General features: G+C 58.5%; 27 protein-coding genes. 16 read left to right on the top strand and 11 right to left on the bottom strand.

What is annotated here, in order from left to right; translation table 11 throughout:
- From ACI77D_RS15050 to ACI77D_RS15020, 7 genes are all read left to right on the top strand, one after another.
- Complete coding sequence (locus tag ACI77D_RS15050) at positions 1-3,525, top strand: DUF637 domain-containing protein (RefSeq protein ID WP_407016908.1); 3,525 nt, start codon at positions 1-3, stop codon at positions 3,523-3,525.
- Positions 3,522-3,878 carry a hypothetical protein gene (locus ACI77D_RS15045; RefSeq protein ID WP_305453733.1) on the top strand — a complete coding sequence of 119 codons (357 nt, stop codon included), beginning with the start codon at positions 3,522-3,524 and terminating at the stop codon, positions 3,876-3,878. The genes ACI77D_RS15050 and ACI77D_RS15045 overlap by 4 nt, the downstream gene beginning before the upstream one ends.
- A gap of 516 nt (positions 3,879-4,394) precedes the next feature.
- Positions 4,395-4,844: a DUF2247 family protein gene (locus tag ACI77D_RS15040; protein ID WP_407016907.1), complete on the top strand. Its 450-nt coding sequence runs from the start codon at positions 4,395-4,397 to the stop codon at positions 4,842-4,844.
- 229 nt (positions 4,845-5,073) lie between these two features.
- Positions 5,074-5,577 carry a pentapeptide repeat-containing protein gene (locus tag ACI77D_RS15035; protein ID WP_407016906.1) on the top strand — a complete coding sequence of 168 codons (504 nt, stop codon included), beginning with the start codon at positions 5,074-5,076 and terminating at the stop codon, positions 5,575-5,577.
- A 362-nt stretch (positions 5,578-5,939) separates the two neighbouring features.
- On the top strand, positions 5,940-6,332 hold the full coding sequence (locus tag ACI77D_RS15030) for a DUF2846 domain-containing protein (RefSeq protein ID WP_169876735.1): 393 nt from the start codon (positions 5,940-5,942) through the stop codon (positions 6,330-6,332).
- Positions 6,333-6,407: 75 nt separating this feature from the next.
- Positions 6,408-6,632 (top strand): hypothetical protein, encoded by a 225-nt coding sequence (locus ACI77D_RS15025; RefSeq protein WP_221294917.1) that lies wholly within the window; start codon positions 6,408-6,410, stop codon positions 6,630-6,632.
- A gap of 163 nt (positions 6,633-6,795) precedes the next feature.
- Complete coding sequence (locus ACI77D_RS15020; RefSeq protein ID WP_208604437.1) at positions 6,796-7,101, top strand: hypothetical protein; 306 nt, start codon at positions 6,796-6,798, stop codon at positions 7,099-7,101.
- A 344-nt stretch (positions 7,102-7,445) separates the two neighbouring features.
- Here the strand turns inward: ACI77D_RS15020 and ACI77D_RS15015 are convergent, their stop codons facing one another.
- The 3 genes from ACI77D_RS15015 to ACI77D_RS15005 form a co-directional block, all read right to left on the bottom strand.
- Positions 7,446-7,748: a DUF6124 family protein gene (locus ACI77D_RS15015; RefSeq protein WP_407016905.1), complete on the bottom strand. Its 303-nt coding sequence runs from the start codon at positions 7,746-7,748 to the stop codon at positions 7,446-7,448.
- Between the two features lie 301 nt (positions 7,749-8,049).
- The gene (yghX, locus tag ACI77D_RS15010) at positions 8,050-8,937 is read right to left on the bottom strand and encodes a YghX family hydrolase (protein ID WP_262664915.1); all 888 of its coding nucleotides are present in this window, start codon (positions 8,935-8,937) and stop codon (positions 8,050-8,052) included.
- A 44-nt stretch (positions 8,938-8,981) separates the two neighbouring features.
- Complete coding sequence (locus tag ACI77D_RS15005) at positions 8,982-9,476, bottom strand: PaaI family thioesterase (RefSeq protein ID WP_407016904.1); 495 nt, start codon at positions 9,474-9,476, stop codon at positions 8,982-8,984.
- Between the two features lie 122 nt (positions 9,477-9,598).
- On the opposite strand from ACI77D_RS15005, the gene ACI77D_RS15000 reads away from it, so the two are divergent.
- Positions 9,599-10,165, top strand: coding sequence for a YceI family protein (locus ACI77D_RS15000; RefSeq protein WP_407016903.1), 567 nt, complete (start codon positions 9,599-9,601; stop codon positions 10,163-10,165).
- Positions 10,166-10,170: 5 nt separating this feature from the next.
- On the opposite strand, the gene ACI77D_RS14995 is transcribed toward ACI77D_RS15000, so the two are convergent.
- A complete protein-coding gene (locus tag ACI77D_RS14995; protein WP_407016902.1) occupies positions 10,171-11,061 on the bottom strand; it encodes a DMT family transporter in 891 nt (296 codons plus the stop codon).
- Positions 11,062-11,149: 88 nt separating this feature from the next.
- Here ACI77D_RS14995 and ACI77D_RS14990 point away from each other — a divergent pair, with 88 nt between their 5' ends.
- A complete protein-coding gene (locus ACI77D_RS14990; protein WP_407016900.1) occupies positions 11,150-12,475 on the top strand; it encodes a PLP-dependent aminotransferase family protein in 1,326 nt (441 codons plus the stop codon).
- Between the two features lie 28 nt (positions 12,476-12,503).
- Here the strand turns inward: ACI77D_RS14990 and ACI77D_RS14985 are convergent, their stop codons facing one another.
- Positions 12,504-12,935, bottom strand: coding sequence for a nuclear transport factor 2 family protein (locus ACI77D_RS14985; RefSeq protein WP_064452653.1), 432 nt, complete (start codon positions 12,933-12,935; stop codon positions 12,504-12,506).
- Between the two features lie 257 nt (positions 12,936-13,192).
- Between ACI77D_RS14985 and ACI77D_RS14980 the strand changes: the two genes are divergently transcribed.
- From ACI77D_RS14980 to ACI77D_RS14970, 3 genes are read left to right on the top strand one after another with little or no spacing between them, the layout of a single operon-like run.
- Positions 13,193-13,411 (top strand): DUF6434 domain-containing protein, encoded by a 219-nt coding sequence (locus tag ACI77D_RS14980; RefSeq protein ID WP_407016899.1) that lies wholly within the window; start codon positions 13,193-13,195, stop codon positions 13,409-13,411.
- Entirely contained in the window at positions 13,408-13,878 is a 471-nt protein-coding gene (locus ACI77D_RS14975; RefSeq protein WP_128592254.1) for a RidA family protein, read from the top strand. The genes ACI77D_RS14980 and ACI77D_RS14975 overlap by 4 nt, the downstream gene beginning before the upstream one ends.
- Positions 13,879-13,897: 19 nt before the next feature.
- Entirely contained in the window at positions 13,898-14,635 is a 738-nt protein-coding gene (locus tag ACI77D_RS14970) for a CPBP family intramembrane glutamic endopeptidase (RefSeq protein ID WP_407016898.1), read from the top strand.
- A gap of 205 nt (positions 14,636-14,840) precedes the next feature.
- Here the strand turns inward: ACI77D_RS14970 and ACI77D_RS14965 are convergent, their stop codons facing one another.
- Complete coding sequence (locus tag ACI77D_RS14965; protein ID WP_407016897.1) at positions 14,841-16,541, bottom strand: amidase; 1,701 nt, start codon at positions 16,539-16,541, stop codon at positions 14,841-14,843.
- A 55-nt stretch (positions 16,542-16,596) separates the two neighbouring features.
- Positions 16,597-17,385: a helix-turn-helix domain-containing protein gene (locus tag ACI77D_RS14960; RefSeq protein ID WP_407016896.1), complete on the bottom strand. Its 789-nt coding sequence runs from the start codon at positions 17,383-17,385 to the stop codon at positions 16,597-16,599.
- Between the two features lie 83 nt (positions 17,386-17,468).
- Between ACI77D_RS14960 and ACI77D_RS14955 the strand changes: the two genes are divergently transcribed.
- Positions 17,469-17,774 carry a DUF2834 domain-containing protein gene (locus ACI77D_RS14955; RefSeq protein ID WP_064452647.1) on the top strand — a complete coding sequence of 102 codons (306 nt, stop codon included), beginning with the start codon at positions 17,469-17,471 and terminating at the stop codon, positions 17,772-17,774.
- Positions 17,767-18,189 (top strand): MAPEG family protein, encoded by a 423-nt coding sequence (locus tag ACI77D_RS14950; protein ID WP_407016895.1) that lies wholly within the window; start codon positions 17,767-17,769, stop codon positions 18,187-18,189. Before ACI77D_RS14955 ends, ACI77D_RS14950 begins: the two co-directional genes overlap by 8 nt.
- Positions 18,190-18,319: 130 nt before the next feature.
- Here ACI77D_RS14950 and ACI77D_RS14945 read toward each other — a convergent pair whose 3' ends face one another.
- The gene (locus ACI77D_RS14945) at positions 18,320-19,531 is read right to left on the bottom strand and encodes an MFS transporter (protein ID WP_262664895.1); all 1,212 of its coding nucleotides are present in this window, start codon (positions 19,529-19,531) and stop codon (positions 18,320-18,322) included.
- Positions 19,532-19,627: 96 nt separating this feature from the next.
- On the opposite strand from ACI77D_RS14945, the gene ACI77D_RS14940 reads away from it, so the two are divergent.
- Positions 19,628-20,449 (top strand): helix-turn-helix domain-containing protein, encoded by an 822-nt coding sequence (locus ACI77D_RS14940; protein WP_064452644.1) that lies wholly within the window; start codon positions 19,628-19,630, stop codon positions 20,447-20,449.
- On the opposite strand, the gene ACI77D_RS14935 is transcribed toward ACI77D_RS14940, so the two are convergent.
- Together ACI77D_RS14935 and ACI77D_RS14930 are read right to left on the bottom strand one after the other, a co-directional pair.
- On the bottom strand, positions 20,442-21,629 hold the full coding sequence (locus tag ACI77D_RS14935) for an MFS transporter (protein ID WP_407016894.1): 1,188 nt from the start codon (positions 21,627-21,629) through the stop codon (positions 20,442-20,444). The genes ACI77D_RS14940 and ACI77D_RS14935 overlap by 8 nt on opposite strands.
- Positions 21,629-22,651, bottom strand: coding sequence for an alpha/beta hydrolase (locus tag ACI77D_RS14930; protein WP_221294904.1), 1,023 nt, complete (start codon positions 22,649-22,651; stop codon positions 21,629-21,631). The genes ACI77D_RS14935 and ACI77D_RS14930 overlap by 1 nt, the downstream gene beginning before the upstream one ends.
- 166 nt (positions 22,652-22,817) lie before the next feature.
- Between ACI77D_RS14930 and ACI77D_RS14925 the strand changes: the two genes are divergently transcribed.
- Positions 22,818-23,735, top strand: coding sequence for an AraC family transcriptional regulator N-terminal domain-containing protein (locus ACI77D_RS14925; protein ID WP_407016893.1), 918 nt, complete (start codon positions 22,818-22,820; stop codon positions 23,733-23,735).
- On the opposite strand, the gene ACI77D_RS14920 is transcribed toward ACI77D_RS14925, so the two are convergent.
- Entirely contained in the window at positions 23,710-24,216 is a 507-nt protein-coding gene (locus tag ACI77D_RS14920; RefSeq protein ID WP_064452640.1) for a GAF domain-containing protein, read from the bottom strand. The genes ACI77D_RS14925 and ACI77D_RS14920 overlap by 26 nt on opposite strands.
- Between the last annotated feature and the right edge of the window lie 31 nt (positions 24,217-24,247).

Below are 24,247 nucleotides of genomic sequence, written 5' to 3'. Positions count from 1 at the left end.
ATGGACAACGCCATCAGCTACAAGGACTCGCTCAAGCTGCAACTCGGCGTGTCGTTGAGCGCCGAACAAGTCGCGGCGCTGACCCACGACATCGTGTGGATGGAAGAAGCCGAGGTCAACGGCCAAAAAGTCCTGACCCCAGTGCTCTACCTGGCCCAGGCCAACAACCGCCTGGCACCCAACGGCGCACTGATCCAGGGCCAGGACGTGAGCCTGATCACCGGCGGCGACCTGCATAACAGCGGCACCCTGCGCGCCACCAATAACCTGAGCATGGTCGCCGGCAACATCGACAACAGCGGCCTGATGCAAGCCGGCAACCGCCTGGAAATGCTCGCCACCGACTCGATTCGCAACACCCGTGGCGGCATCATCAACGCCCGCGACATCAGCGCCACCGCCGTGACCGGCGACATCCTCAACGAGCGCACCGTCACCACCTTTAAACAGCAAGGCGACGGCTACCAACTGCGCAACGACGTGGCCAGCGACGCCTCGCGCTTCGAAGCCACCGACACCCTCAAGCTCAACGCCGGGCGCGATGTGCTCAACATCGGCAGCGACCTCAAGGCCGGTGGCAACGCCAGCGTGACCGCCGGGCGCGACGTGGTGATCGCCAGCCAGACTGAACAGGACGACTACGCCTACCAACGCCGTCGCGTCAAAGGCACCGAGCAAACCACCCTGCAATACGGCTCGAACGTGGACGTGGGCGGCAACCTTGCCATCGACGCCCGCCGCGACATCGCCGTGGTCGCCAGCACCGTCAGCGCCGCCAAAGACCTCAGCGTCAAAGCCGGCGAAAACCTGACCCTGGCCGCCGCCGCCAACGAGCAACACGACTACTCCAAAGGCAAAAAAGGCGGCACCAAAACCACCACCCAACTCGACACCGTCACCCAGCAAAGCGCCGAACTCAAAGCCGGCGGCGACCTCATCGCCATCGCCGGCACCGACCTGACCCTGGTCGCCAGCAAAATCAGCGCCGGCAACGAAGCCTATGTCCACGCCGACAACGAACTGAGCCTGCTGGCCGCGCAAGACAGCAACTATTCGCTGTACGACATGAGCAAAAAGGGCGGTTGGGGCAGCAAGAAAACCCAGCGTGATGAAGTCACCCAGGTCACGAATGTGGGGAGTGAGATCAAGACCGGTGGTGACCTGACGTTGCAGAGCGGCGGGGACCAGAAGTATCAGGCGGCGAAGCTCGACAGTGGCGGGGATATTGCGATTGTCAGTGGCGGGGCGGTGACGTTTGAGGCGGTGAAGGATTTGCACGACGAGAGCCACACCAAGAGCAAGGGTGACCTCGCCTGGACGAGCTCCAAGGGCAAGGGGAACACCGACGAGACTCTACGCCAGACGCAGATGGTTGCAGAAGGCAACGTCGTGATTAAAGCCGTCGATGGCTTGAAGATTGATATCAAGCAGATCGATCAGAATACGGTTAGCCAGACGATTGATGCGATGGTTAAAGCCGACCCGCAGTTGGCTTGGCTGAAAGAGGCCGAGAAGCGCGGAGATGTGGATTGGCGCCAGGTTAAAGAGCTGCATGACAGTTTCAAATATAGCAATTCAGGCTTAGGCGCCGGCGCGCAAATCATCATTGCAATCATCGTGACGTACTTCACGATGGGTGCCGCCAGCGGTGCAATTGCTGCTGCAGGGACTGGGACGTCGATGGCAGGGGCGACGGCTGCTGCCACCGCTACCTCTGCTGCGGGCTGGGCCAATGCTGCGGGGAGCGTCGTTCTCGGCGGCATGGCGAGTAACGGTGCAATCAGCACCATCAATAACCGTGGCAACCTGGGCGCTGTCTTGAAGGATGTAACTTCGAGCGATGCGATGAGGGGCTATGTGGTATCCGGTGTCACTGCTGGCTTGACTGCTGGTGTTTATGACAAGTGGACCAGCACTCAGACCGGTACTTCCACCGCACTACCCAACACTGGCGCTGTTGCCACCGTAAGTCCGTTGAGCACTTGGCAAGGCGTGGGGCAGTTCACGGCCAACCAAGTACTGCAAAACGGAACATCAGTCTTGGTGGATCGCGCGCTCGGAGGGGAAGCCCGTCTTGGGGAGGCGTTGCAAAATAGCTTGGCCAATGCATTTGCGGCTTATGGATTTAACTTGGTCGGGGATGTTTCCAAGGGCCGGTTTGCAGAGGGTGGCATTACCAAGATTGGGTTGCATGCGTTGATGGGCGGGTTGGCAGCTGAGGCTTCTGGAGGCGATTTTCGCACAGGAGCGCTGGCAGCTGGCGTAACTGAAGCATTGGTAGATAGCCTCGCCAAGAACTACGCCGCCATGCCCGATGACCAGAAGAAAGGTTTGCTGGTCATGAACTCGCAGTTGATTGGTGTGCTTGCGGCTTCGGTACTGGATGGTGCTGATGCGAAAAGTCTGCAAACTGGGGCATGGGTGGCGGGTAATGCAACACAGTACAACTACCTCAATCATGAGGAAAATCAAGAGCGCCGCGAGGCTAAGAAAGACTGTCAGGGAGGGGATAAGGCTGCCTGCGGTCGCGCTGACGCCCTGGACAATCTGGATAAACTTCGTGATCTGGAACTGAAAACCGCTTGTACTGCGAACGGCGCCAGCAGTACCTGCCGCGGTTTACGACAAAAAGCGGAAGAAGCCGCGCGGAGCCTTGTGGCCGCCAGGTTTGGTCCTGAAGCCAAAGAGCAGGCTAAGGAAACTGCCCAAAACAAGGAACTTGCTGCTTATTCGATTGAGGCTGAGCTTCGCAGTATCAAGGAAATAAACAACCCATTTGCTGCGGCACAAACGGCGCGGCTGGCGAAGGAACTTGCTGAGTTCGGTTCAGACTTTATCCCCATCTACGGTGACGCAAAGGGATTCTATGAGGCGCAGGATCCGTTCGATTATGCGATGGCAAGCGTTGGGTTGATTCCCGGGCTTGGAGATGCAGCTCAGAAAATTTTGGGTAAAGCGAAAAAGCTATACCTTGAAGGGAAAGTGGCCGAGTCGGCGGACTTGGTGGAAGGGCTAGCGAAGAATTTACCATCGGGAGCAGGTCCTAAAAACCCACTTCTTGGCGATTCGATACCGCGAAACGGTGAGCGTTTGGTCGTGAATCAGGGGCCAGTACCCACCTGCGGGCATAACTCCTGTGGAATGGTTTTGGATACCATGGGGAAAAAGGTTGACATAGGCAATTTGATAGAGAAACTTCCACCCGGAAAAGACGGTATTTTTCCTAACGATGTTGCAAGCTTAATGAAATCCGAGGGTATTAATGCTGCCGCCTATGCTGGCCGTAATGTTGCTGACTTGTCGAGATATACCTCAAATGGAACACCTGTCGTTGTTCAGGTGGTAGATAAAACTAATGGCACCAACTTTTCCCATTTTGTAGTGGTAGATGGCGTTACTCGGAGGAATGGTATCGATGTTGTTGCGATACGAGACTCCCATGGAAAGCAGTATTTTAGTCCGGTAACTACTTTTGAAAAGAATTTTTCCGGTTATGTTGTTGTCCCAAAGGAAGTGTTGAAATGAAATTAAATATTGTTTTTCCTCGGACGATGGTTGCCGAAAGCCTGCTTGCCCAGAGACTAATTCCGTGTGTATGTAAAATATCAAAAGAATTTGAAATATGTTTTTTAGATCCGCTTCCTGAGGTGACAGGAGTCGTTTCGGAATGGGACCGTTCAGAACTCGAATTAAGAGCAATTTCCGGCGTGGGAGGGCAGTATTCGCACTATGCGCACAGTCGAGTAACATTAAAGAAAATACAAACTGATGTGTATCAAATTCTGGATCTTGAAATGTTTTATAGGCTTTTTGGATGGTGCAGTGTATTAAATGATGGCATATATGCGCAGCCAGGAAAATTTTGGGATGATGAGTAGCAGGCGGAAATGGGGTGGGTTTATTTAGTCGCAAAAAAATGAAAAACGGGGTCAGACCCTGAGGGATCCCCACAAATTTACTCCAAGCTCTGCGCCTGATGATGCACCTCATCACGCAGAGCATGCTCCAATATTTCCAAGTGTCCTCGGCCCCCAAAATCTGTGCAGCATCGCCTGGAAAAGGGCACAGATTTATTTGATTTTCATAGGGTGTTTGTGTCTAAGGTAGGCGAGTTTATTTAGGTGTAGTGTACTTTTTTGGAGTTATACGTGTTTTTTCGTTTGAGATATTAAAATCTAGTTCTTTAATAAATTGGCTTTTGTTTTTTACATCTTGAGGAAAAACGGGGTCACGGAAAAACAGCGAAAAACAGCGAAAAACAGGGTCAGACCACTATTCTTCTGACGGAGCACTAAACGTGGTCTGACCCCTATTTTCCCTTTTTTCTACCTATTTTTACGGTGGTCAAGTAACTGGCCTGCCTAACCAAATTCAGAAAAAATAAGGAGAAGGTAATGTCCCCACTTGGTGTATTGATTAGTTTGGGTTTGGCTTGTTGGTCAACCATTTTTTTGGGATTTAGAAAGCGCTGGATAGGGCGAGAAGATATTTTTGAGTTTGCCATGAATCAGCTTTTAAATGGTTGCGAAAGCGAGCGCGTTGCCATCATTGCTGGAGGCGAATATTTAAGCGATGAAGAACTTCTTGAGGTTGTCTCAAAACAAATGGAGATGACGAACCTTCTTGCCGAAATTGAAAAGTGGCGTTTAGCTTTTCTGCTTTGTATTGATACGTCGAATGACAGTGACGAAGATAAAATAAATAGACTTCAGGAAGTCTATGCGGACTTTGATTATTCGGAAGATATGGCTTCGTGCAGTATTTACTCTCAGGATGGTGTCGACCCGCTTGTAGCAATGAGCCGAGTTGTGGAAAAACTAAGAGAGAGGTTTTTGCTCCGATAATTTGATGGTGCAAAAGCGACAGGAACTGCCGGCGAAAGTGCAGGCGCCATGCGCCGATTGGACTATGAAGGTGCTCCCTATCACGGAAAAGTCGATAATGCAGTTAAGAGCCGAGAAAAATGGGGTCAGACCACTATTCTTCTCTATTCTTCTAACGGAGCACTAAACGTGGTCTAACCGCTGTTTTTTTCTGTTTTTTTGAAATTTCACCTTTGGACTGGGATGACAGATGATTACAGTAAAGTTTGAGGCAGGTGACTGCCTAGAGCTTTCTATTGAAACCTTTGTTGGTGCGCATCTTAAAGGTATTAGTTTTCATCGTGCGATATTTGAGGGCTTAGATTTTAGTAAGGCCGACTTTACAGGTTGTGATTTGAGGAATTCTGTATTTTATTTTTCTGTATTGAATGATGCGAGAATGATAAATGTTTCATTGGTTAATGCGATATTGGTCGGATCCAAAATGAGAGGGGTTGATCTTTCTGGATCTTTACTTATGTATTCTGATTTCTCTAAGGTTGACTTTAGCTTGTCAAGCTTAAGAGGTGCCACCGTAGTTGGGGGGGACTTTCGAGACGTTGAGTTTTCAGGTGCGGACGTCACTGTTGTCGGGCTGGATCAGTGTAATCTGGAGGGGGCTTCGTACGATGATCAAACTATATGGCCGGAGAATTTCAATCCCGAAGAACATGGTTTAATAAATAAAAGGCGAAATGGGGACAGATTTATTTAAGCAACAAAGGACCTCGGAAAATTAAATAAAGAAGCGGGTTGCTTTTGTACTCTCTTGTCAGGTCGCCAAACCTGATCGCCATATGGGCGACGGGCCGGAATACAAGCCCCGCGCCCAAACCCCCGCAAGGCATCAAAGTGCTGGCCCACGCACAACGCTTCACGTATTCGTCCCCGAGGCCGATACCCTGGCGATGATTAAACGCATCAAAGAACCCGCGCCGGCCAATCGCCGGGGCTCTCAACCCGCTCTACCGTCACACCACAAGGAAGAAGTACATGATCAAGCTGTTCTGCAAAGCTGCTGTTGTATTGTCCCTGGCCACGCTGTTTGGCTGCTCCTCGACGCCGTCGGTGGAGAAGATGCAGGCTGACGTGGCGAACTACTCGTTGCCCAAGGCCGCGGTCGCCGATAAAGGCCTGGTGTATGTCGTACGCCCAAGCAACGTGGGGATGATGGTGCGGTTCAACGTGTTCCTGGATGACAAGGAAGCCGACTCGGAGATGGGTTACAACCGTGGTAACCAGTACATTTATTTCTTCGTGACGCCGGGTCAACACGTGATCAGTTCTAAAGCTGAAAACTGGGCTGACATGCCGATCAACGTCAAGGCCGGTGAGGTGGTTTACCTCAAGCAGGAAGTCGAAATGGGCTTCGCCGTGGCGCGCAACAGCCTCAAAGTGCTGAGCGATGTGGAAGGCCGCTATCTGGTCAAGGACGCGTCGTTGGGTACCGTGGCAAAAGAAAGCAAGTGAGTTAAAAAGCGCTTGAGGCGGCCGGGCGCAGAGCTCGGCCGTTGTTGCTGTTTACATAAGCCGGAGTGATACCGTATGGACGCAATTGCCCCCGCTAAACGGCCGACCATTCTGGCCAGCATCGGCCGTCGCCTGCTGGCCCGAATCATCGATTCTGGCATCGCGGTGCTGATCTTTTTCATTGTTAAGTTGGGCGCCGAGGTGCTGTCGGCGTTCGTCCCCGCCGTGACGGCCAAGGGTGGGGTCCTTGCGGCGTTTTTGAGAAATAAATCTGTCACCTTTGCTGCCTCGTACTTTTGAAGTGTGACAAAGAGGGCTGGAAAAGGGCGGCAGAGTTATTTGATTTTCTCAGAGCTTTTTTAAAGTAATTAATATAAAGGTGTCTGGGTGTTAAGTGCGATGTTCAAGTGCGTAAATGATGCGAAGAAAAAATATCCTTTAAATAAGTAATCTATGTGAGGTTGTGAAATTGAAAAAATTAATATTGGTCGGCCTCGTTGCTTTGCATTTGACAGGTTGCACGTGGACGGATGCCAGTAAAATTGCACCGGGTGAGTATATGATTACCAGCAGTGGTAGTATTTTCAATTCAAGGGCGGGGTTATTGGAAAATATTAATCAAGAGGCTAAAAAGGCCTGTGGTGGTGCGGATTACCATTTAGAAGGAGACAAAGACGCCAATATGCTCGTTAGCACCGTATCTCATTTGGGTCCTACTCCAACTACAATGCTTGGGCTCAAAGCAGTGTGTGAGGGACGTAGTGAGTAGTTGGAGTGCAAAAGGATAAGCAGATGTTTTTCTAACGCCTGCCTGTCAGAAAATCGGGGTTAGACCCTGAGGGATCCTCACAAATTTACTCCAAGCTCTGCGCTTGATGATGCAAAAAATGCGGTCAGACCACTATTCTACTGACGGAGCACTAAACGTGGTCTGACCCTTATTTTTAGTCGGCGGTATGCGTTGGAGCATTGATTCCGACAACAGTGAGTGTCCAATGTGGGAGCTGGTTTGCCTGCGATGCAAACACCTCGGTTTTTCTGACAGACCCAAGTGATGCCATCGCAGGCAAGCCAGCTCCCACCTTTGTTTTGTGCCGTGTCAGGGGCGCTGGCTTATGCCCTGGGCTGCAGGCAATCCAGTGCGCGGTCGGCAAGTGTGCGGGCCATGTCGATCAGGTGTTCGGTTGCGCCAGCCATATGGCGTTGATCGCCGCTCAGGCCTTGGGTGGTGTCGGCAGCGGTGGCCGCAGCACAGCGCAGCAGGTTGCAGATTTGGGCGAGGGCGTCTTCGAAGCTTAGGTCTTGATGCACTGTAAAAGATTGCGGTGAAGCGGGTTGCAGATAGTGACTCAGGGCGCGATCAAAGATCTTGCGGTCGGGGGTGAAGCAAGTTGAATCCGAATGGCTTTTGCTCATACATAAGCTCCTGATAAGGGGGCCTACTTGTTCTCAGGTTTCCACTCCTGTTCGCTGATAGGCAGCGACAGAGCGAAGGCTAGCCAGTGGCGTGAGCAGGCGCAAGGCCAAAGGATTGTCTAGGAAACTTCCTGCAAATTAAAGCGATATGGATTGCTGGCCTTTGACCATGCATGGCGAGCGGGCAACACCGATCAAATGTGGGAGCTGGCTTGCCTGCGATAACGCCGGGCCGGCCAGCACATTTGTCACTGTAAGACCGCCATCGCAGGCAAGCCAGCTCCCACCATTCAGATCATGATCAGGCCAGGTATTTGTTAAACCAGCCGAGGGTTCTTTCCCACGCCAGGTTCGCCGCCGCCTCGTCGTACCGTGGCGTCGAATCATTATGAAACCCATGATTGGCGCCTTTGTAGATATACGCCTCATAGGTCGTGCCTGCGGCCTTCAACGCTTTCTCATACGCCGGCCAACCCTCGTTGATCCGCGTATCCAGCTCGCCGTAATGCAGCATGATCGGTGCTTTTATGCGTGGCACGTCCTTGGCCTCTGGTTGGCGCCCATAGAACGACACCGCCGCACCCAGTTCCGGATAGGCCACCGCCGCCGCATTGGTCACGCCGCCGCCATAACAGAAGCCGGTGATCCCGACTTTGCCGGTGCTGCTGTCGTGGTGCATCAGCCATTCGATGGCGGCGAAGAAGTCGTTCATGAGTTTTTCGGGGTCGACTTTCTGTTGCAGCTCTACGCCTTTTTCATCGTTGCCGGGGTAGCCGCCCACTGAGGTGAGGCCGTCGGGTGCCAGGGCGATGAAGCCGGCTTTGGCCAGGCGGCGGGCGACGTCTTCGATGTAGGGGTTCAAGCCTCGGTTTTCGTGGACAACCACCACGGCGGGCAGTTTGCCGCTGGCTTTGGCCGGGCGCACGAGGTAGCCGCGCACGGTGCCGTTGCCTTTGGGCGAGGGGTAGGTGATGTAGTCGGCGATGATGTCCGGGTCGGTGAATTTGACTTGTTCGGCCAGCGCATAGTTGGGGCTCAGTGCCGCCAGCAGCGCGGAGGCGGTGAGGCCACCGAAGGTGAACAACGCGGCGCGGTCGAGAAATTCGCGGCGGTTGAGCTTGCCGTGGGCGTAGCCGTCATAGAGTTCCAGCAGTTCGGGGGCAAAGTCTTTCGCGGTGAGACGAGTCATCGGAGCAGTCCTCGATTAGCAGTGGCATTCAATGTAGACCAGGATCAGCCTTCGCGGCCATGGGCGGCGGCAGCCAATAGGCCGGTATCGACGCGCACAAAGACCGAGTCGCCGATGGCCGTGAGCACGTCACCGGCGTACACCTCACAGACCACGCGGCTTTTGCGCCCCACGTCACCCTCGACCCGTGCGCGCAGGCTCAGCGTTACGCCCATCGGCGTCGGCTTGATAAATTTGATCCCCAGGTTGCCGGTAACGCAGTCGATGCGCGGCAGGCTGCCGGGCGTGCGTTGCTCGGCGCGATAGTGGTAGGCCATGGCGGTCCAGTTGGAATGGCAGTCCACCAGCATGGCGATCAGGCCGCCGTAGACCAGGTCGGGCCAGCCGCTGTATTTGGCGTCCGGCTGATGCTCGGCAATCACATGGACGCCATCGATGTCCCAACGGCTTTTGATGTGCAGGCCGTGCGGGTTGCTGCCGCCGCAGCCGTAGCAGATGCCTTCCGGCGCGGTGGTGTCCTGCAGAGAAGGGGTGTGCATGCAAAGTCCTTATTGTTCTGGGGCGACTACTCTGTTTAACAGGACAAACGCCTGATGGGAATAAATCCATGGCGTGGCGTGTAAGCTCAGCGCGCGTGTTCTTTTCTCCTGCGGAGTTTTCCATGAAGCGTCGAACGCTCCCGGTCGTCATGCTGGCTCTGGTTGTGGGTTGGTTTTCCAATGCCCAGGCCGTGGAGTACAAAGACGTCAACCGCACGGCCAGCCAGATCAGCTTTACCTTCCAGCAATTCGGGCAGCGGGTGTACGGCACCTTCAGCGACTTCGAGGGCAGCCTGACCTTCGATACGCAAAAGCCCGAGGCGGCGCACGCATTGCTGAAGATCCAGCTCGCCAGTATCGATGCCGGCAGCCAGGACGCCAACACCCAGTTGCAGCAACCGGCGTGGTTCGACACCGCAACCTATCCGGTGGGCGTGTATGAATCCAACGGTGCCCGCGCGCTGGGCGACAACCGCTACAGGATCACCGGCAACCTGACGATCAAGGGCATTACGCGGCCGGTCAATATTGAGGTCGTGCTCAAGGAGCAAAGCGGTATCGGCGTGTTCGACGGTGAGTTCATCCTCAACCGCGACGACTTCAAAATTGGTGAGGGCGAGTGGGCCGGCAACAGCGTGGTGTCCAACGGCATCAACATCAAATTCAAGATGGTCGCGCCACAACGCTAGGGCCGTTAACGGGCGAACCGCTTCGCGCCGGCCACGCAGCCGATCACTGCGACCGTCACCAGTACCATGCCCAGGCTGACCGGCTCGTGCAGCAGGCCAGCCGCCAGTGCCAGCCCGAAGAACGGTTGCAGCAACTGCAACTGGCCGACGGCGGCAATGCCGCCTTGGGCCAGGCCGCGATACCAGAACACAAAGCCGATCAGCATGCTGAACAGTGCCACATAACCCAGGCTCAGCCAGGCCGGCAGGCTGATGCCGGCCAGGGTCGAAGGCGCCAGGATCAGGCTCAAGGGCGCCACCACCGGCAGCGACACCACCAACGCCCAGCAGATCACCTGCCAGCCACCCAGGCTGCGCGACAGCTTGGCGCCTTCGGCATAACCCAGGCCACAGGCCAACACCGCCAACAGCATCAGCACGTCACCGGCGGGGGCGGCGCTCAAGCCTTGGGCCACGGCGTAGCCCATCACCAGCAGGCTGCCCAGGCTCGAAAATAACCAGAACACCGGGCGCGGACGCTCGCCGCCGCGCAGCACGCCAAACACTGCGGTGGCGAGGGGCAGTAAGCCGATAAACACAATGGAATGTGCGGAAGTGACGTACTGCAAGGCCAGGGCTGTTAGCAAGGGAAAGCCGATCACGACGCCGAGGGCCACGACCACCAGGGGCAGCCATTGATTGCGCGCGGGGCGCTTCGCCTGGAACAGCCGCAGCAGGCATAACCCCAGCACGGCGGCGAGGGTGGCGCGGATCATGGTCAGGAACACCGGGTCGAATTCCATCACCGCCAAGCGTGTGGCCGGCAATGAACCGCTGAAAATCACGACGCCGATAAAACCGTTGATCCACCCTTGGGTGCTGCTGTCGAGTGGGTTGAGCGCTGAGGTACGTTCCATGGGGTGTGCTCGAAAGGAGGGGTTGCGTGACGGGCATCCTAGGGTCGAATATCAGCACAATCAAAAAAGTGTAATGGATACACCGTCTATGCCGCGCGCCCGCTACAAGTCGCTGGTCGACACCTTTGCCGAGGACATCCGCAGCGGGGTGTTGCCGCCCGGCACGCGCCTGCCCACCCACCGGCAACTGGCCGCCGACCACCGCCTGGCACTGGTGACCGCGAGCCGGGTGTACGCCGAACTTGAGGCCATGGGCCTGGTCAGCGGTGAAACCGGCCGTGGCACGTTTGTGCGCGAGATCGCGTTGCCGCCAGGGCAGGGCAGTGGGCAGATGAGCGTCGCGACGGGGATGCTCGACCTTAACTTCAACTACCCGTCGCTGCCGGGGCAGGCGGAGCTGTTGCGCACGGCTTTGCGCCAACTGGCGTTATCGGGCGACCTGGAAGCGTTGCTGCGTTATCAGCCCCATGCCGGCCGTTTGCATGAGCGCGCCGCCATGGCTCGCCACCTGTTGAGCCGAGGGCTGGCGGTGGAGGCCGAGCAGGTGCTGGTGGTCAGCGGGGCCCAGCACGGTTTGGCGGTGGCGATGATGGCGTTGCTCAAGCCAGGGGATGTGATCGCCGTCGACGCGCTGACCTATTCGGGGTTCAAGGTGCTGGCGGAAACCTTGCACCTGGAAATCGTCGCAATCGCGGTCACTGCCCACGGCCCGGACCTGGCGGCTCTGCAACGCCTGTGTCGCCAGCGGCCGGTGCGCGCCGTGTACAGCATGCCGACCCTGCATAACCCGTTGGGCTGGGTGATGAGCCTGGAGCAACGAACACAACTGGTGGCCATCGCCCGCCAGCACCACCTGATGGTGATCGAGGATGCGGCCTACGCGTACCTGGCCGAGGACGCACCGCCGCCAATGGCGGCCCTGGCGCCTGAACGCACGGTGTACGTCGGCGGGCTGTCCAAGAGTGTCGCCACCGGCTTGCGCGTCGGTTTTGTTGCGGCGCCTGCGGCATGGGTAAAGGCGATTGAACGCACCATCATGGCCACCACCTGGAACGTGCCCGGGGTGATGAGCGCGATTGCCGTCGCCTGGATCGAGGACGGCACCGTCGCCCGCCTGGAAGCGCAAAAGCGCCAGGATGCCCAGGCGCGACAAACCTTGGCCGCGCAGGTGTTGGCTGGGGTGCATTACATCAGCCACCCCTCGTCGTATTTTTTGTGGTTGCCGCTGCCAGAAGAGGCGCGGGCCGATCAGGTCGCCATGACCCTGCAACGCGAGGGCATTTCGGTGTCCACCGCCGAGCCGTTTGCCGTCTCGGCGAGCGTGCCGCATGCGCTGCGCCTGGCGCTGGGCTCGGTGGACATGACGGCGCTGCGCACGGCGCTGGTGCGCGTGCGCAGGGTGGTGCAGTGGTGAGCCGAGCTTGGGCGGCTCAACGCCGTCATCAGTATTTGTAAGCCTGACGCCCGATCAGCAGCCACTTGCCTTTTTGCTTCTGCCAGACCTGAAAGTTGTCGATGTCGGTCGGCACGTCGACGCCGCTGTTCACGGCCAAGGCGTGAAAGTGGTTGCGCACCAGGGCGGTGTCGCCTTGCAGGGTGATGGTCTGGTTCTGCATTTCGAGGGTCTTGAAGGCGCTGGTGTGGGTTTCCAGGTCGGCGATGAATTGCGCCTTGTCCTGCACTTTGCCACTGGAGTGACCGTAGGTGAGTTTGTCGGACGTCAGCGCGTGAAGCTGCTTGAGGTCCAGGTGCAGCATGGCTTGGGTCAGTTGGTCGACCGCTTGAGCCACATCCTTTTCAGCGGCGGCAGGCGCCGCTGCGACATAACCGGAAAACAGGCACAGAAAACCGATCAGCACTTTGACGTTTGGCATGGGTGTTTCCTTATTGTTGTTGGGGGCGCAACGACCACTTTAGTCGTCGTACAACCATGCAATATTTTCGTCTGGGAAGGAAAGTGAAATTTTTAAAAGTCTTAAAAAGTTAAGGCCTAGAGGCTTCATGGAAATAAGACTGTCTTATACGACGTCCCAACACATCAAATAAGCGCCAAGGCTTACGCTTGCCACTTCCTGCACCAGTAGCACATCGCTATGCTACTGCCGAAACAACAACTCGTCCGAGGTGCAAAATGGATTTTGACTGGCACAGCGGCGTCATGACCCGCGCCACCCCGGTGACGCCATACTATAAAAATACCCAGAAAGTTCGCCGATTCATGCTTGAACACTGCGGCCCGGCGTTCAAGTTCGACCGGCCGTTGATGGCCTGGATTCGCAACGACATCCCCAAGACGCTGGGCGATGTGGTGGATGAATGGCAACGTCGCCAGGAGGATTCACGCGTATGACACCGGATCAGAAATACCAGGCCGCGCAAGAGCGCATCGGCTATCTATTGGAAGCATTCAAAATCGGCGGCAACTACACGCCGCTGGTGCGCGACGGTAACCACCTGTACATCAGTGGCCAGATTCCCCGTGTCGGCGACACCATCGTGCTGCCTGGCAAAGTCGGTGAAAGCCTGACCCTGGCCCAGGCGCAAATCGCTGCGAGTATCAGCGCATTGCGTTGCCTGGGGTTGCTCAAGCAGGCCTTGGGTTCGCTGGATCAGGTCAAGGCAATCCCGCGCATTGCGGTGTACGTGCGCAGCGCTGAAGATTTCGACCAGCAGAGCGAAGTGGCCAATGCGGCCTCCGACCTGCTGCATGAAATCCTCGGTGCCGCCGGGGCGCATACACGGACATCGGTTGGTGTGATGCAGTTGCCAAAATCAGCGGCGGTTGAAATCGAAATGCTGGCCATTGCTCACGCTTAACCTGCGGGAATAACCGTTGATGATTACCTCAGGCATGGTGGTGCTGGTCAACTACGCACGCTACCTGGCACCCGGCGTGCTGCTGTTTGGCTTGTGGTTCGCGCTTACGCCCAAAGCGTTGGCCGCGATACGCATCCTTATCTTGCTGATGGCATTTGTATTGCTGCGTGATGCGATGACGCCGTTGGGCATCTGGTCGTTGAGCGGCGATGTGCAGATTGCATTCAGCGGCAATGCCTTTGTGTTGGCGGCGCTGGGTGGTTTTTCGCTGCTGTTGATAGCGCTGCTTGCACGGATAGCACCGGAGCTGTGGCAGTGGGTGCGCTGGTCCATCGGCAACCCGACGGTTGGCCTGGCTGTCGCGCTGGCCGTGGGCTGTTTGATCGGCGTGCCGTTGCGGGTTTATCAAGGCATCGAGGCGTCCGCGATCCACGGCTACTGGGTGTGGCTGCCGGGCATGGTGGTATTGGCGTATGGCGCCAATGCGTTGGAGGAGGTGCTGTTTCGCGGCTTTTTACAGGGCTATCTGGAGCAGCAGGTCACCCCGTTGCGGGCGGCGTTGATCAGCGGCGTGGCCTTTGCAGCCTGTCATGCTTTCCTGGCCTTAAGCGTCACCCAACTGGGCTGGCCGGTGTTGCTGTTTACCCTGATCGAAGGCTTGGCGTGCGCTCTGGTGCGCATGCGTTATGGCGTGTTGCCGGCGACAATCGCCCATGGCACCGCCATCCTGCTGATTGCCGTGCCGCACATGGCGTGATCTGAAACACAGCTCCCACCTGGCTCGACTTGAAATACAGTCAAAATGTGGCAGCGGGCTTGCTCGCGAAGACGGTGTGTCAGTCACCAGATGCATCACCTGACACTCCGCTTTCGCGAGCAAGCCCGCTCCCCCAGGTTGATCGCGTTCAGGCCGTTGTGGCTCTACATGGCTTGATGTGAAATACAGCCAGCTCCCACAACTTCTACAGCGGCGGTGTGCGCGGCGGAATCAGGCGTTTGCTGCCGGTGGCTTCATACGCGCTGGCCAAGCTCAGCAGCGCCGAGTCATCGTATGCCCTGCCGGCAAAGGTCAGCCCGACCGGCATGCCGATGTCCGCCATCACGCCCATCGGCACGGTCACGGTGGGCACACCCAGGTGACGGATCGCGAGGTTGCCGTTAGCGACCCAGACACCGTTGCTCCAGGCAATATCGGCAGAGGCTTCGTTGACATCGGCATCCGCCGGGCCGACATCGGCCACGGTCGGGAACAGCACGGCGTCGAGCCCCAGGTTGTCCATCCAGTCTTCCAGGTCCAGGCGCCGGGTCTGCTCCAGGCCACGCAGGCCATCCGGTACAGTGCTGATCTCGTTCCACGGCGTAATGCCGCGTTCGGCCATGCGCACGTATTCATCCATGCCGGCGGCCAGGTCATCTTCACGGTTGGGCAGGGTGCCAGGGTCGTGGGGGAAGATCTTCGGCCCATCGACGTCCGCCAGGCGGTTCAGCGCTGGGTCGCCGTTGGCGCGCAGGAAGTCATCGAAGGCCCAGGCCGACAGTTCCCACAATTCATCGTGCAGGAACTCCTTGGATACCAGGCCGCGAGTAAACACCGTCGGCGCGCCGGGGCGGTCGCCTTCGCAATTGGACACCAGCGGGAAGTCCACCTCGATGACTTCGGCACCGGCGGCTTCGAGTGCCTGGCGTGCGGCGTGCCACAGGTCGATGACGCTGGCCCGGGTGTTGATCTTTTGCCCGGTCGGCCCGCCGATACCGGGCTTTTCGCTGGTGCCGGCCTCGGGGTCAGCGTTGATGTACATGCGCGGCACGCCCAAACGTTTACCGGCGAGGGCTTGGCTATTGACGGCCAGCTCGGCGTACGACGCCGGGCGCACCGAGGCCACGCTCGGGATCGGCACCCAGGGTTGCAGGCGCCACAGGTCGCCACGGGTGTCGGGGTCTTCGGCGACGACCACGTCGAGCACTTCCAGCAGGTCAGCCATGGTGCGTGCATACGGCACCACGACGTCCATGGTTGGCGTCAGCGGCCAGTTGCCGCGCACCGAAATCACCCCACGGGAAGGGGTGTAGGCGCACAGGCCGTTGTTGGAGGCCGGGCCACGCCCGCTTGACCAGGTTTCTTCCGCCACGCCGAATGCCGCGAAGCTGGCCGCCGTGGCGGTGCCGGCGCCGTTGGACGAGCCGGAAGCGAATGGTGCGGTGAGGTAGTCGGCGTTATACGGGCTTTCGGCACGGCCATAAACCCCGCGTTGCATCCCGCCATTGGCCATCGGCGGCATGTTGGTCTTGCCCAGGCAGATGGCGCCGCCGGCCCGCAGGCGTTCGATCGTGAACGCATCGCGCTGCGCGACCAGCTTGGCGAAGGCCGGGCTGCCCGAAGCTGCCGTCAGGCCCTTGACCAGGTAGCTATCCTTGGCGGTATAGGGAATGCCGTCCAATGGCCCCAGGGTTTTGCCCTGTGCCCGGCGCGCATCGGACGCCTCGGCTTCTTTGAGGGCCTCGGGGTTGCGCACGACGACGGCGTTCAACGCGGTTACGGTCTGTGGGCCGTCATAGGCATCGATCCGCGCCAGGTACGCCTTGACCAGTTCAACGGCAGTGGTCTGGCCGGCTTCAAGCGCCGCGCGCAATTGGGCAATGGAAACTTCGGTAACTTGCATCACGTTTTTTTCGCCGCCTTCAAGTGGGAGGTATGGCGGCAGTCTACGGACAGATATTTCACAAAACCAGCGCCGCATAATCCGCGTAGGCAGCGCGCATGACTTGCCACGTGGGCTCATCGGCGGGAATCAGATGTTCGATACGCAGCGAGGTCAGGGTGATGTCCTGGGGCATGCCGAAGGTGGTGAAGGTCGACAGGAAGTTCAGCTCGCCGTGGGGCGAACGGATACGCGTCAGCACCAGCGGCGGTATTTCCCTGGGCAGTTCGGTGCTGGCGGGTGTCGGCAAACTCGCCAGCAACGTCGCCAGGGCCGGGTTGCTCAGTGCCTCACGGCTTGCGCGTTGCCAGGCCAGGGTGCGGATCTCATCGGCATTGAGCAGGTGGTCACCCAGCCCGCCGGGTTGCAGCAAAGTTGTCAGCAGGTTCAGCCCGTCAGCGGCATCTTGCTTGAGCCCCACCTGTTCAAACAACAGCCCGGCGCTGGCATTCGCCGCCAGCACTTGCCACTCGCTGCCCAGCAGAATCGCCGGGGCGGGGTTGTTGGCGTGCAGCACATGGCTGACCGCTTCGCGAATGGCGGCCATGGCTGGCGAGGCGAGTGGGGTGGCGGTGTAGCGTGGGGCGTAGCCGGCGGCGAGGAACACGCGGTTGCACTGCTCAAGCGGTGCGTCCAGCGCCGTGAGTAACATGTGCAGCGTGCCTGGGCTCGGCTTGGCGCGGCCGGTTTCGAGGCAACTGAGGTGGCGTTGCGAAACGCCGGTGATCAGCGCCAGGTCCAGCTGGCTCAGCCTGGCGTGGCGACGCAATTGGCGCAGGTGTTCGCCGGCGGTAGAGGGGGCGTCCATGGCGTAATGATGACCTCCGAGGTCATTGCGAGAGGCACGACCATATCACTATCGTGAGCCTCGATCACGTCAAGGAACAGACCATGCAAACACCCTATATCGCCTGGGCCGGCTTGCTCGGATTTTCGCTGTACACCCTGGCCACACTGCTCACTGCTGAACAATCGCTGCTGGCCTTCGGTTGGGAATTGATGTCCCGGCCGGACACCGCGCAGGTGGTGATCGACCTGTACCTGATGGCAGTGCTGGCGTGTGTGTGGATGTACCGGGATGCGCGCAAGCGAGGGCGCGAGGCGGTGTCACTGTGGCCCTATTTCTTACTGACGGCGGTGTTCGTTTCGGTGGGGCCGTTGCTCTATATCGTGGTGAATGGGGACCGAAATGAATGACCTGTTGAGTGTCTACGCAATCTGCGTGCTGGTGCTGTGCCTGAAGATGTTTGCGATTTCCTGCTATCAGGGTTTCTTCCGAATTCGTGGGCTGGCGTTCACCAATGTTGAAGATGCAGCGCTCTTCAACCGCGCCGCGCGATCAGAGGAGCTGGCGCCCGTCAGTCGAGCGAAACAGGCCTGGGCCAATGACTTGGAGAACATTCCGCTGTTTTTTGCAGTGGGTGGGTTATGCGTGGCGCTGGGCAGTGCCGAGGTTGTCACTGGCTGGCTATTTGGGTGTTTTACCCTGGCCCGGGTGGCGCACACGGTAACCTATCTGACGGGGCTTCAGCCCTGGCGCACGCTGACGTACGCAGTGGGCGTGGTTTGTCTGTTCGGGCTGGGCAGCCAGGTGGTTGCCAGGCTGATATGAACCACGGTTTTCGTGGCAAGAGAGCGTGCTTGAGATGGCGGCATGGCCGCCTTGTCAAGGAACCCCCTTCAGCATCCTCATGCCTGGCGCTGGGGCGCATGTGCGCCAAGCGCCAGGCATGATTGACCGGTCAGACGCCTTTGGTCGAGGGCAGCAATACCGTGAGGATGCCCGCCAGCGGCAGAAACGAGCAGATCTTGTAGACGTACTCGATGCCATGGTTATCGGCGAGCAAGCCCAACAGCGCGGCGCCGATCCCGCTGAAGCCGAACATCAGGCCGAAGAAAATACCGGCAATCATCCCCACATTGCCCGGCACCAGTTCCTGGGCGAAGACCACGATAGCGGAGAAGGCCGAGGCGATGATAAAGCCGATCACCACGCTGAGCACCGCGGTCCAGAACAGGTCGACATAGGGTAGCGCCAGGGTGAAGGGCGCGGCGCCGAGGATCGAGAACCAGATGACTTTCTTGCGGCCGATCTTGTCGCCGATAGGGCCGCCGGCAAAGGTGCCGACCGCTACCGCGCCAAGGAACAGGAACAGGTACATCTGCGAACTGGCCACCGACAGCTGGAACTTTTCGATCAGGTAGAAGGTGAAGTAGCTGGTCAGGCTGGTCATGTAGAAGTATTTGGAAAACACCAGCAGCGCCAGTACCACCAGGGCAAACGTCACGCGTCCTTTGGACAAACCATGGGTGGCTTTACCGCCTTGCTTGAGCTTGAACAGGTTGAGGTGGTGACGGTACCAGCGGCTCAAGCCATACAGCACCAGAATCGCAAAAACCGCGAACAGCCCGAACCAGGCAATGTGGGTTTGGCCGTAGGGAATGATGATCGCCGCCGCGAGCAACGGGCCGAAAGCGCTGCCGGTGTTGCCGCCGACCTGGAAGGTCGATTGCGCCAGGCCATAGCGGCCGCCGGAGGCCAGGCGGGCCACGCGGGATGTTTCCGGGTGGAAGGTCGACGAGCCGACGCCGACCAGCGCCGCCGCCAGCAGTATCGCCGGGAACGTGCCGACAAACGCCAGCATCAGAATGCCGATCAAGGTGCACACCATGCCCGCCGGCAGCAGCCAGGGTTTGGGATGGCGGTCGGTGTGGTAGCCGATCCAGGGTTGCAGCAGGGAGGCGGTCAGCTGGAAGGTGAGGGTGATCAGGCCCACCTGGGTGAAGCTCAGCCCGTAATTGGCCTTGAGCATCGGGTAAATCGACGGCAGCACGGCCTGGATCAGGTCATTGATCATGTGCGCCAGGGCGCAGGCGCCGAGAACGCGCATGACCAGCGGGCTTATTTGGGGCGCAGTGGTTGCAGCGGCGGGTGACGCGGTCAGGGTCGACATGCAGGCATTCCATACAAGGCAGCGAACAGGGGCAGCCAGTACGATGCCGGCTGCCCATTTCTAATTGTTTCGGCGTTCATGCTAGATTCGACAAAAATGCCTGTCTCACGAAATTCGGGAGGCAACTGTCGCAAAAAGGGCGAAATGATAAAACCACTGGATTTATTTCTGCAGGAGATCGACGCGGGCGATTGGGCGGTCATCAGTTCCGCCACCGATTATCCCGAGAATTGGGTGATACCCGAACATCGCCACGAGAAGCATCAACTGCTGTACGCCATCGAAGGCGTGATGGTGGTGCACTCGGCGCAGAACCAGTGGACAGTGCCGTCCAGTCGCGGCTTCTGGATGCCCAGCGGGCAAGTCCACTCTTTGCGCTGCGTGGGCACACTGAAGATGCGCAGTGTGTTTGTGCGGCCCGATGCCTTCCCGAACCTGCCGACCGAGACCAAGGCGGTGAGTATCTCGCCGTTGCTGAGCGAGCTGATCAAGGCGTCGGTGAGTTTGAAGCCGCCGTATGCCGAAGATTCGCGCGACGCCAGGATCATGCACCTGATCCTCGACGAACTTGCGATTCTTCCGGCGTTGCCCTTGTCGCTGCCACAGCCCGTCGACCCACGGATCAACCGGGTTTGCCAGGCGCTGCAACACGACCCTGGCGATGCGTCGACGGTCGCTGATTGGAGTGATCGACTGGACCTGGACCAGAAGACCATCCAGCGCCTGTTCCGCAAGGAAACCGGCCTGACGTTTGGCCAATGGCGCCAACAGGCAAGGTTGCTGCTGGCGCTGGAGCGCATTGCGGTGGGGGAGAAGATTATTGATGTCGCCATCGAGCTGGGCTACGAAAGCCCGAGTGCCTTTACCAGCATGTTCAAGAAACAGTTTGGCAAGACACCGAGTCAGTTTTTCAGGTAGTGCGCGTTGCCACACGTGTCACCGAAACACGCCGTGAGGTCAGGTAAGCCAGCAGGCCAGCGACACCCAGCAAACCCGCGCTCAGTTCAAAGGTCGCCCGGTAGCCACTCAGGTCGAACACCACACCCCCAAGCGTGGCGCCGCAGGCAATCGCCAACTGGATAATCGCCACCATCAGTCCGCCTCCCGCCTCGGCATCGTCAGGCAGGACCCGCGACAGCCAGGTCCACCAGCCCACCGGCGCGGCGGTGGCAACCAGGCCCCACAGGCCCAGCAAAACAGTGGTCGCCACCGGCGAACTGCCCCATGCAACCAGCGCCAGGGCAATTGTTGCCATCAATAACGGGATGGCCGTCAGCGCGTGGTACAGGTGGTTTTTCAGAAAACGCTCAATCAGGAACGTCCCGGCAAGCCCGGCCAGGCCGAGCACCAGTAACATCAGTGACAGCATGGAAAGACTGACCTGGGTTACCGTTTCCAGGAACGGGCGCAGGTAAGTGAACAGCATGAACTGACCCATAAAAAACCCACTGGCGGCCAGCATGCCCAGGGCTACGCGGGCATCCTTCATCAGGCGAAACACATTGCGCGTCTTGACCCTGTCGTCGTGCTTGAGCGAAGGCAGGCTCACCAGCAGCCAGGCGCCGGCCACAACGGCGACCGGGATGACGCAAAAGAACGCGCCACGCCAACCGATCAGCCCGCCGAGAAAGCTGCCCAACGGTGCCGCAATCACGGTCGCCAGCGCGTTGCCGCCGTTGACGATCGCCAAGGCGCGCGGCACCTGCGCCAAAGGCACCAGGCGCATCGCGGTAGCGGCTGACAGTGACCAGAAACCACCAATGGCCACGCCGATCAGCGCGCGACCGAGCATGAATGTCAGATAGTTCGGCGCTAACGCCACCACGGTGCCGGACAGAATCATCAGCGAGGTCAATGCCAGCAGCAGGCGTTTGCGTTCAACCCGCGCTGCGACAGCAGCGATGATCAGACTGGTGAGCAAGGCAAACAACCCGGATACCGAAATGCCCTGGCCAGCCTGGCCTTCAGAGATGTGCAAGTCGCTCGCCAGGGGCGTGAGCAGGCTTACGGGCATGAATTCGGAGGCCACCAGGGCGAATGCCGCCAATGACATCGCGAACACGGCACCCCAGCTGTGCGTATGAGTGTTATCGGACATTACTTCAAGTGGCCTTTGAAAAAGGTGCTGAGCTTGGCAAACGGGATGAGGTCGACCCGGTCGTACAGGTCCACATGGCCGGCACCCGGGATAATCACCAATTCCTTGGGCTCGGCAGCACGCCGATAGGCGTCTTCACTGAACTCGCGGGAGTGGGCGTCAGCGCCGGTAATCAACAACAGCGGGCGCGGGGAGATGGTCTCGATGTCGTTGAACGGGTAGAAATTCATGAACTTCACGTTGCTGGTCAGCGTCGGCCGCGTGGTCGTTTGGGGCGACGCACCGGTCGGGGTAAATTCGCCGCGCGGGGTCCGGTAGAAGTCGTAGAACTCATCGCCCACCGCATCGCCGGTGAGGGTCAGCGGGGTTCCGCCGGTATAGGCGGTGTTGCCACCCTGGAATTCCACATAGCGCTGGTTGGCGGCCTGGCGAAGCAGCTGTTGGCGCTGCTCCAGTGTCACCCCATGCTTGAGGCCGTTGCGATTGGCCGCCCCCATGTCGTACATGCTGACCGTGGCGATGGCCTTGAGCCGTGGGTCGATCTTGGCGGCAGCGATGGCGAAGCTGCCACTGCCACAGATACCGATAATGCCGATGCGTTCTCGATCAACCAGTGGGCGGGTGCCGAGGTAATCCACGGCGGCGCTGAAGGCTTCGGTGTAGAGATCGGGCAACACCGCGTTGCGCGGCACGCCTGCGCTTTCACCCCAGAACGACAGGTCCAGTGAAAGGGTGACGAAGCCTTGTTCTGCCATTTTGGTCGCGTAAAGGTTTGCGCTCTGTTCTTTGACGGCGCCCATCGGGTGGCCGACTATGATTGCGGCGTTCTTTGAGCCCGAGGCAAAGCCCTTGGGGATGAAGAGATTGCCCGCAACGGGCATGCCGTACTGGTTGTTGAAGGTGACCTTTTCCACCGTCACCTTGTCGCTTGTGTAGAAGTTGTCAGCACCGTTGGACATATCGGCTCCCAGTGAAGAAAAAGACGTGACCAGCACACACAGGGCGAGCAAGAAGCGTTTCATGCGTTGATCCTTGAGGAGGTTGGTGCGCACATTTTCCCGATGGGGGCGGGGCTTCTGTAGTGCGTTCCACTGGATTACTTGCCTGATCCTCTGAGTCTTGCCACATGTCGGGGACGCTCAGACCCTGACCGGGGTAAAGTTCACTGAAGAGAGGACAGAGCCCGCTATGAAGATCAATCCATCGCCCCTGGAGGCGCTGATCCAGTCCATTGGTTCGCGGGTTTCAGCACCTGGCGATTACCCCATGCCCATTCCCGGCCTGGGCTTTTATCGGCGCGAGCAGCCGGCGACGCCGGTGGTATGCATGGTCGAACCCAGCATCGTGTTGGTCGCCCAGGGCGAGAAACAGCTTTGGGTCGGCGGCGAGGGCTACCCGTATGACACGTCGCGCTTTCTGCTGACCTCGCTGGACATTCCGGCCAACTCAGAGGTGCTGGCCGCCAGCCCGGCGAAACCCTGCCTGGGGCTGACCTTCAAGCTGGATGTGCGCATCCTGGCCGAATTGATCGCCCAGAGTGATATGCCGCCGACCCGGCAACGGGCGGTGATGAAGGGGGTCGGCATCGGCACTGTCACCGAAGGCATGCTGGCGGCGTTTGCACGCCTGGTTGCGTTGCTGGATGAGCCTGAGGCGATACCGGTGCTCGCCCCCTTGATTCAGCGCGAGATCCACTATCGGCTGTTGAAGAGCGATCAGGCCGGCCGACTGCGCCAGATCTGCGCCGTGGACGGGCAGGGCTATCGGATTGCCAAGGCGATCGATTGGCTGAAACTCAATTACGACGCGCCGTTGCGCGTGGATGAATTGGCTGCGCGCGTGCAAATGAGCGCCGCCACCTTTCACCATCACTTTCGGCAGCTGACGGCGATGAGCCCGTTGCAGTATCAGAAGTGGTTACGCCTGAACGAGGCGCGGCGCTTGATGTTGAATGAGCATCAGGATGTCTCCAGCGCCGCGTTCAAGGTCGGTTATGAAAGCCCGTCACAGTTCAGCCGTGAGTACAGCCGACTGTTTGGTATGCCGCCCAAGCGCGATATGGCCGCGCTGCGCGGCAAAGTCACTGATCAGCCGCCGTCAAGTTAGCGAAGAAAATACAGCCAATCAGCCGCGCAAACAGGCTGAGGGTTTCCGGCAGATTGGGGTCGTCAAACAGCATCGCCCGCGAATCCAGTGCGCACAGTGCGCCGAACAGGCGGCCGTCGGGCAGGAAGATTGGCGCGCCGGCATAGCTCTCGATGGCGTATTGCTTGACCACCGGGCGCGCCGCAAAGCGGCCGTTCCGGCTGACTTGCGGGATGAACAATGTTTGCGGGTTGATGCAGAACTCACTGCACAGGGTGGTTTCCAGGTCGAGTACGTCATCGACATGAATCCCCATTTGCAGCGGGTCATAGGCTGAACACACCACCCATTCCAGATCGGTGAATTTGGCGATACCGGCGAAGCGCATGCCGGTCAGACGGGTGACCAGCTGCAGAATGCTGGTGGTCGCTTCTATTTCGGCGATGGCCGCGCGTTCAGCGGCGCTGAGTAACGAATGTGCTGCGGTGACGCTTGGAATCATGCTGAGCACTCCAATGGCGTGGTGGCGCGAA

The sequence above is a fragment of the Pseudomonas sp. O39 genome, assembly GCF_045447295.1.
GTDB lineage: Bacteria > Pseudomonadota > Gammaproteobacteria > Pseudomonadales > Pseudomonadaceae > Aquipseudomonas > Aquipseudomonas antarctica_A.
The sequence above is the reverse complement of the archived record's forward strand: the minus strand, read 5'-3'. Positions and strand labels throughout refer to the sequence as shown.

What these genes read in the sequence shown, in the direction of transcription:
- ACI77D_RS14940 (WP_064452644.1), top strand. Translation starts at nt 19,628, where the DNA reads ATGCCTGTCTCACGAAATTCGGGAGGCAACTGTCGCAAAAAGGGCGAA.
- ACI77D_RS14935 (WP_407016894.1), bottom strand. Translation starts at nt 21,629, where the DNA reads ATGTCCGATAACACTCATACGCACAGCTGGGGTGCCGTGTTCGCGATG.
- ACI77D_RS15045 (WP_305453733.1), top strand. Translation starts at nt 3,522, where the DNA reads ATGAAATTAAATATTGTTTTTCCTCGGACGATGGTTGCCGAAAGCCTG.
- ACI77D_RS14925 (WP_407016893.1), top strand. Translation starts at nt 22,818, where the DNA reads ATGAAGATCAATCCATCGCCCCTGGAGGCGCTGATCCAGTCCATTGGT.
- ACI77D_RS14975 (WP_128592254.1), top strand. Translation starts at nt 13,408, where the DNA reads ATGACACCGGATCAGAAATACCAGGCCGCGCAAGAGCGCATCGGCTAT.
- ACI77D_RS15005 (WP_407016904.1), bottom strand. Translation starts at nt 9,476, where the DNA reads ATGCACACCCCTTCTCTGCAGGACACCACCGCGCCGGAAGGCATCTGC.
- ACI77D_RS14960 (WP_407016896.1), bottom strand. Translation starts at nt 17,385, where the DNA reads ATGGACGCCCCCTCTACCGCCGGCGAACACCTGCGCCAATTGCGTCGC.
- ACI77D_RS14985 (WP_064452653.1), bottom strand. Translation starts at nt 12,935, where the DNA reads ATGCCAAACGTCAAAGTGCTGATCGGTTTTCTGTGCCTGTTTTCCGGT.
- ACI77D_RS14995 (WP_407016902.1), bottom strand. Translation starts at nt 11,061, where the DNA reads ATGGAACGTACCTCAGCGCTCAACCCACTCGACAGCAGCACCCAAGGG.
- ACI77D_RS15025 (WP_221294917.1), top strand. Translation starts at nt 6,408, where the DNA reads ATGGACGCAATTGCCCCCGCTAAACGGCCGACCATTCTGGCCAGCATC.
- ACI77D_RS15015 (WP_407016905.1), bottom strand. Translation starts at nt 7,748, where the DNA reads ATGAGCAAAAGCCATTCGGATTCAACTTGCTTCACCCCCGACCGCAAG.
- ACI77D_RS14980 (WP_407016899.1), top strand. Translation starts at nt 13,193, where the DNA reads ATGGATTTTGACTGGCACAGCGGCGTCATGACCCGCGCCACCCCGGTG.
- ACI77D_RS14930 (WP_221294904.1), bottom strand. Translation starts at nt 22,651, where the DNA reads ATGAAACGCTTCTTGCTCGCCCTGTGTGTGCTGGTCACGTCTTTTTCT.
- ACI77D_RS15050 (WP_407016908.1), top strand. Translation starts at nt 1, where the DNA reads ATGGACAACGCCATCAGCTACAAGGACTCGCTCAAGCTGCAACTCGGC.
- ACI77D_RS15030 (WP_169876735.1), top strand. Translation starts at nt 5,940, where the DNA reads ATGCAGGCTGACGTGGCGAACTACTCGTTGCCCAAGGCCGCGGTCGCC.
- yghX (WP_262664915.1), bottom strand. Translation starts at nt 8,937, where the DNA reads ATGACTCGTCTCACCGCGAAAGACTTTGCCCCCGAACTGCTGGAACTC.
- ACI77D_RS15035 (WP_407016906.1), top strand. Translation starts at nt 5,074, where the DNA reads ATGATTACAGTAAAGTTTGAGGCAGGTGACTGCCTAGAGCTTTCTATT.
- ACI77D_RS14945 (WP_262664895.1), bottom strand. Translation starts at nt 19,531, where the DNA reads ATGTCGACCCTGACCGCGTCACCCGCCGCTGCAACCACTGCGCCCCAA.
- ACI77D_RS14950 (WP_407016895.1), top strand. Translation starts at nt 17,767, where the DNA reads ATGAATGACCTGTTGAGTGTCTACGCAATCTGCGTGCTGGTGCTGTGC.
- ACI77D_RS14990 (WP_407016900.1), top strand. Translation starts at nt 11,150, where the DNA reads ATGCCGCGCGCCCGCTACAAGTCGCTGGTCGACACCTTTGCCGAGGAC.
- ACI77D_RS14970 (WP_407016898.1), top strand. Translation starts at nt 13,898, where the DNA reads ATGATTACCTCAGGCATGGTGGTGCTGGTCAACTACGCACGCTACCTG.
- ACI77D_RS15000 (WP_407016903.1), top strand. Translation starts at nt 9,599, where the DNA reads ATGAAGCGTCGAACGCTCCCGGTCGTCATGCTGGCTCTGGTTGTGGGT.
- ACI77D_RS14920 (WP_064452640.1), bottom strand. Translation starts at nt 24,216, where the DNA reads ATGATTCCAAGCGTCACCGCAGCACATTCGTTACTCAGCGCCGCTGAA.
- ACI77D_RS14955 (WP_064452647.1), top strand. Translation starts at nt 17,469, where the DNA reads ATGCAAACACCCTATATCGCCTGGGCCGGCTTGCTCGGATTTTCGCTG.
- ACI77D_RS15040 (WP_407016907.1), top strand. Translation starts at nt 4,395, where the DNA reads ATGTCCCCACTTGGTGTATTGATTAGTTTGGGTTTGGCTTGTTGGTCA.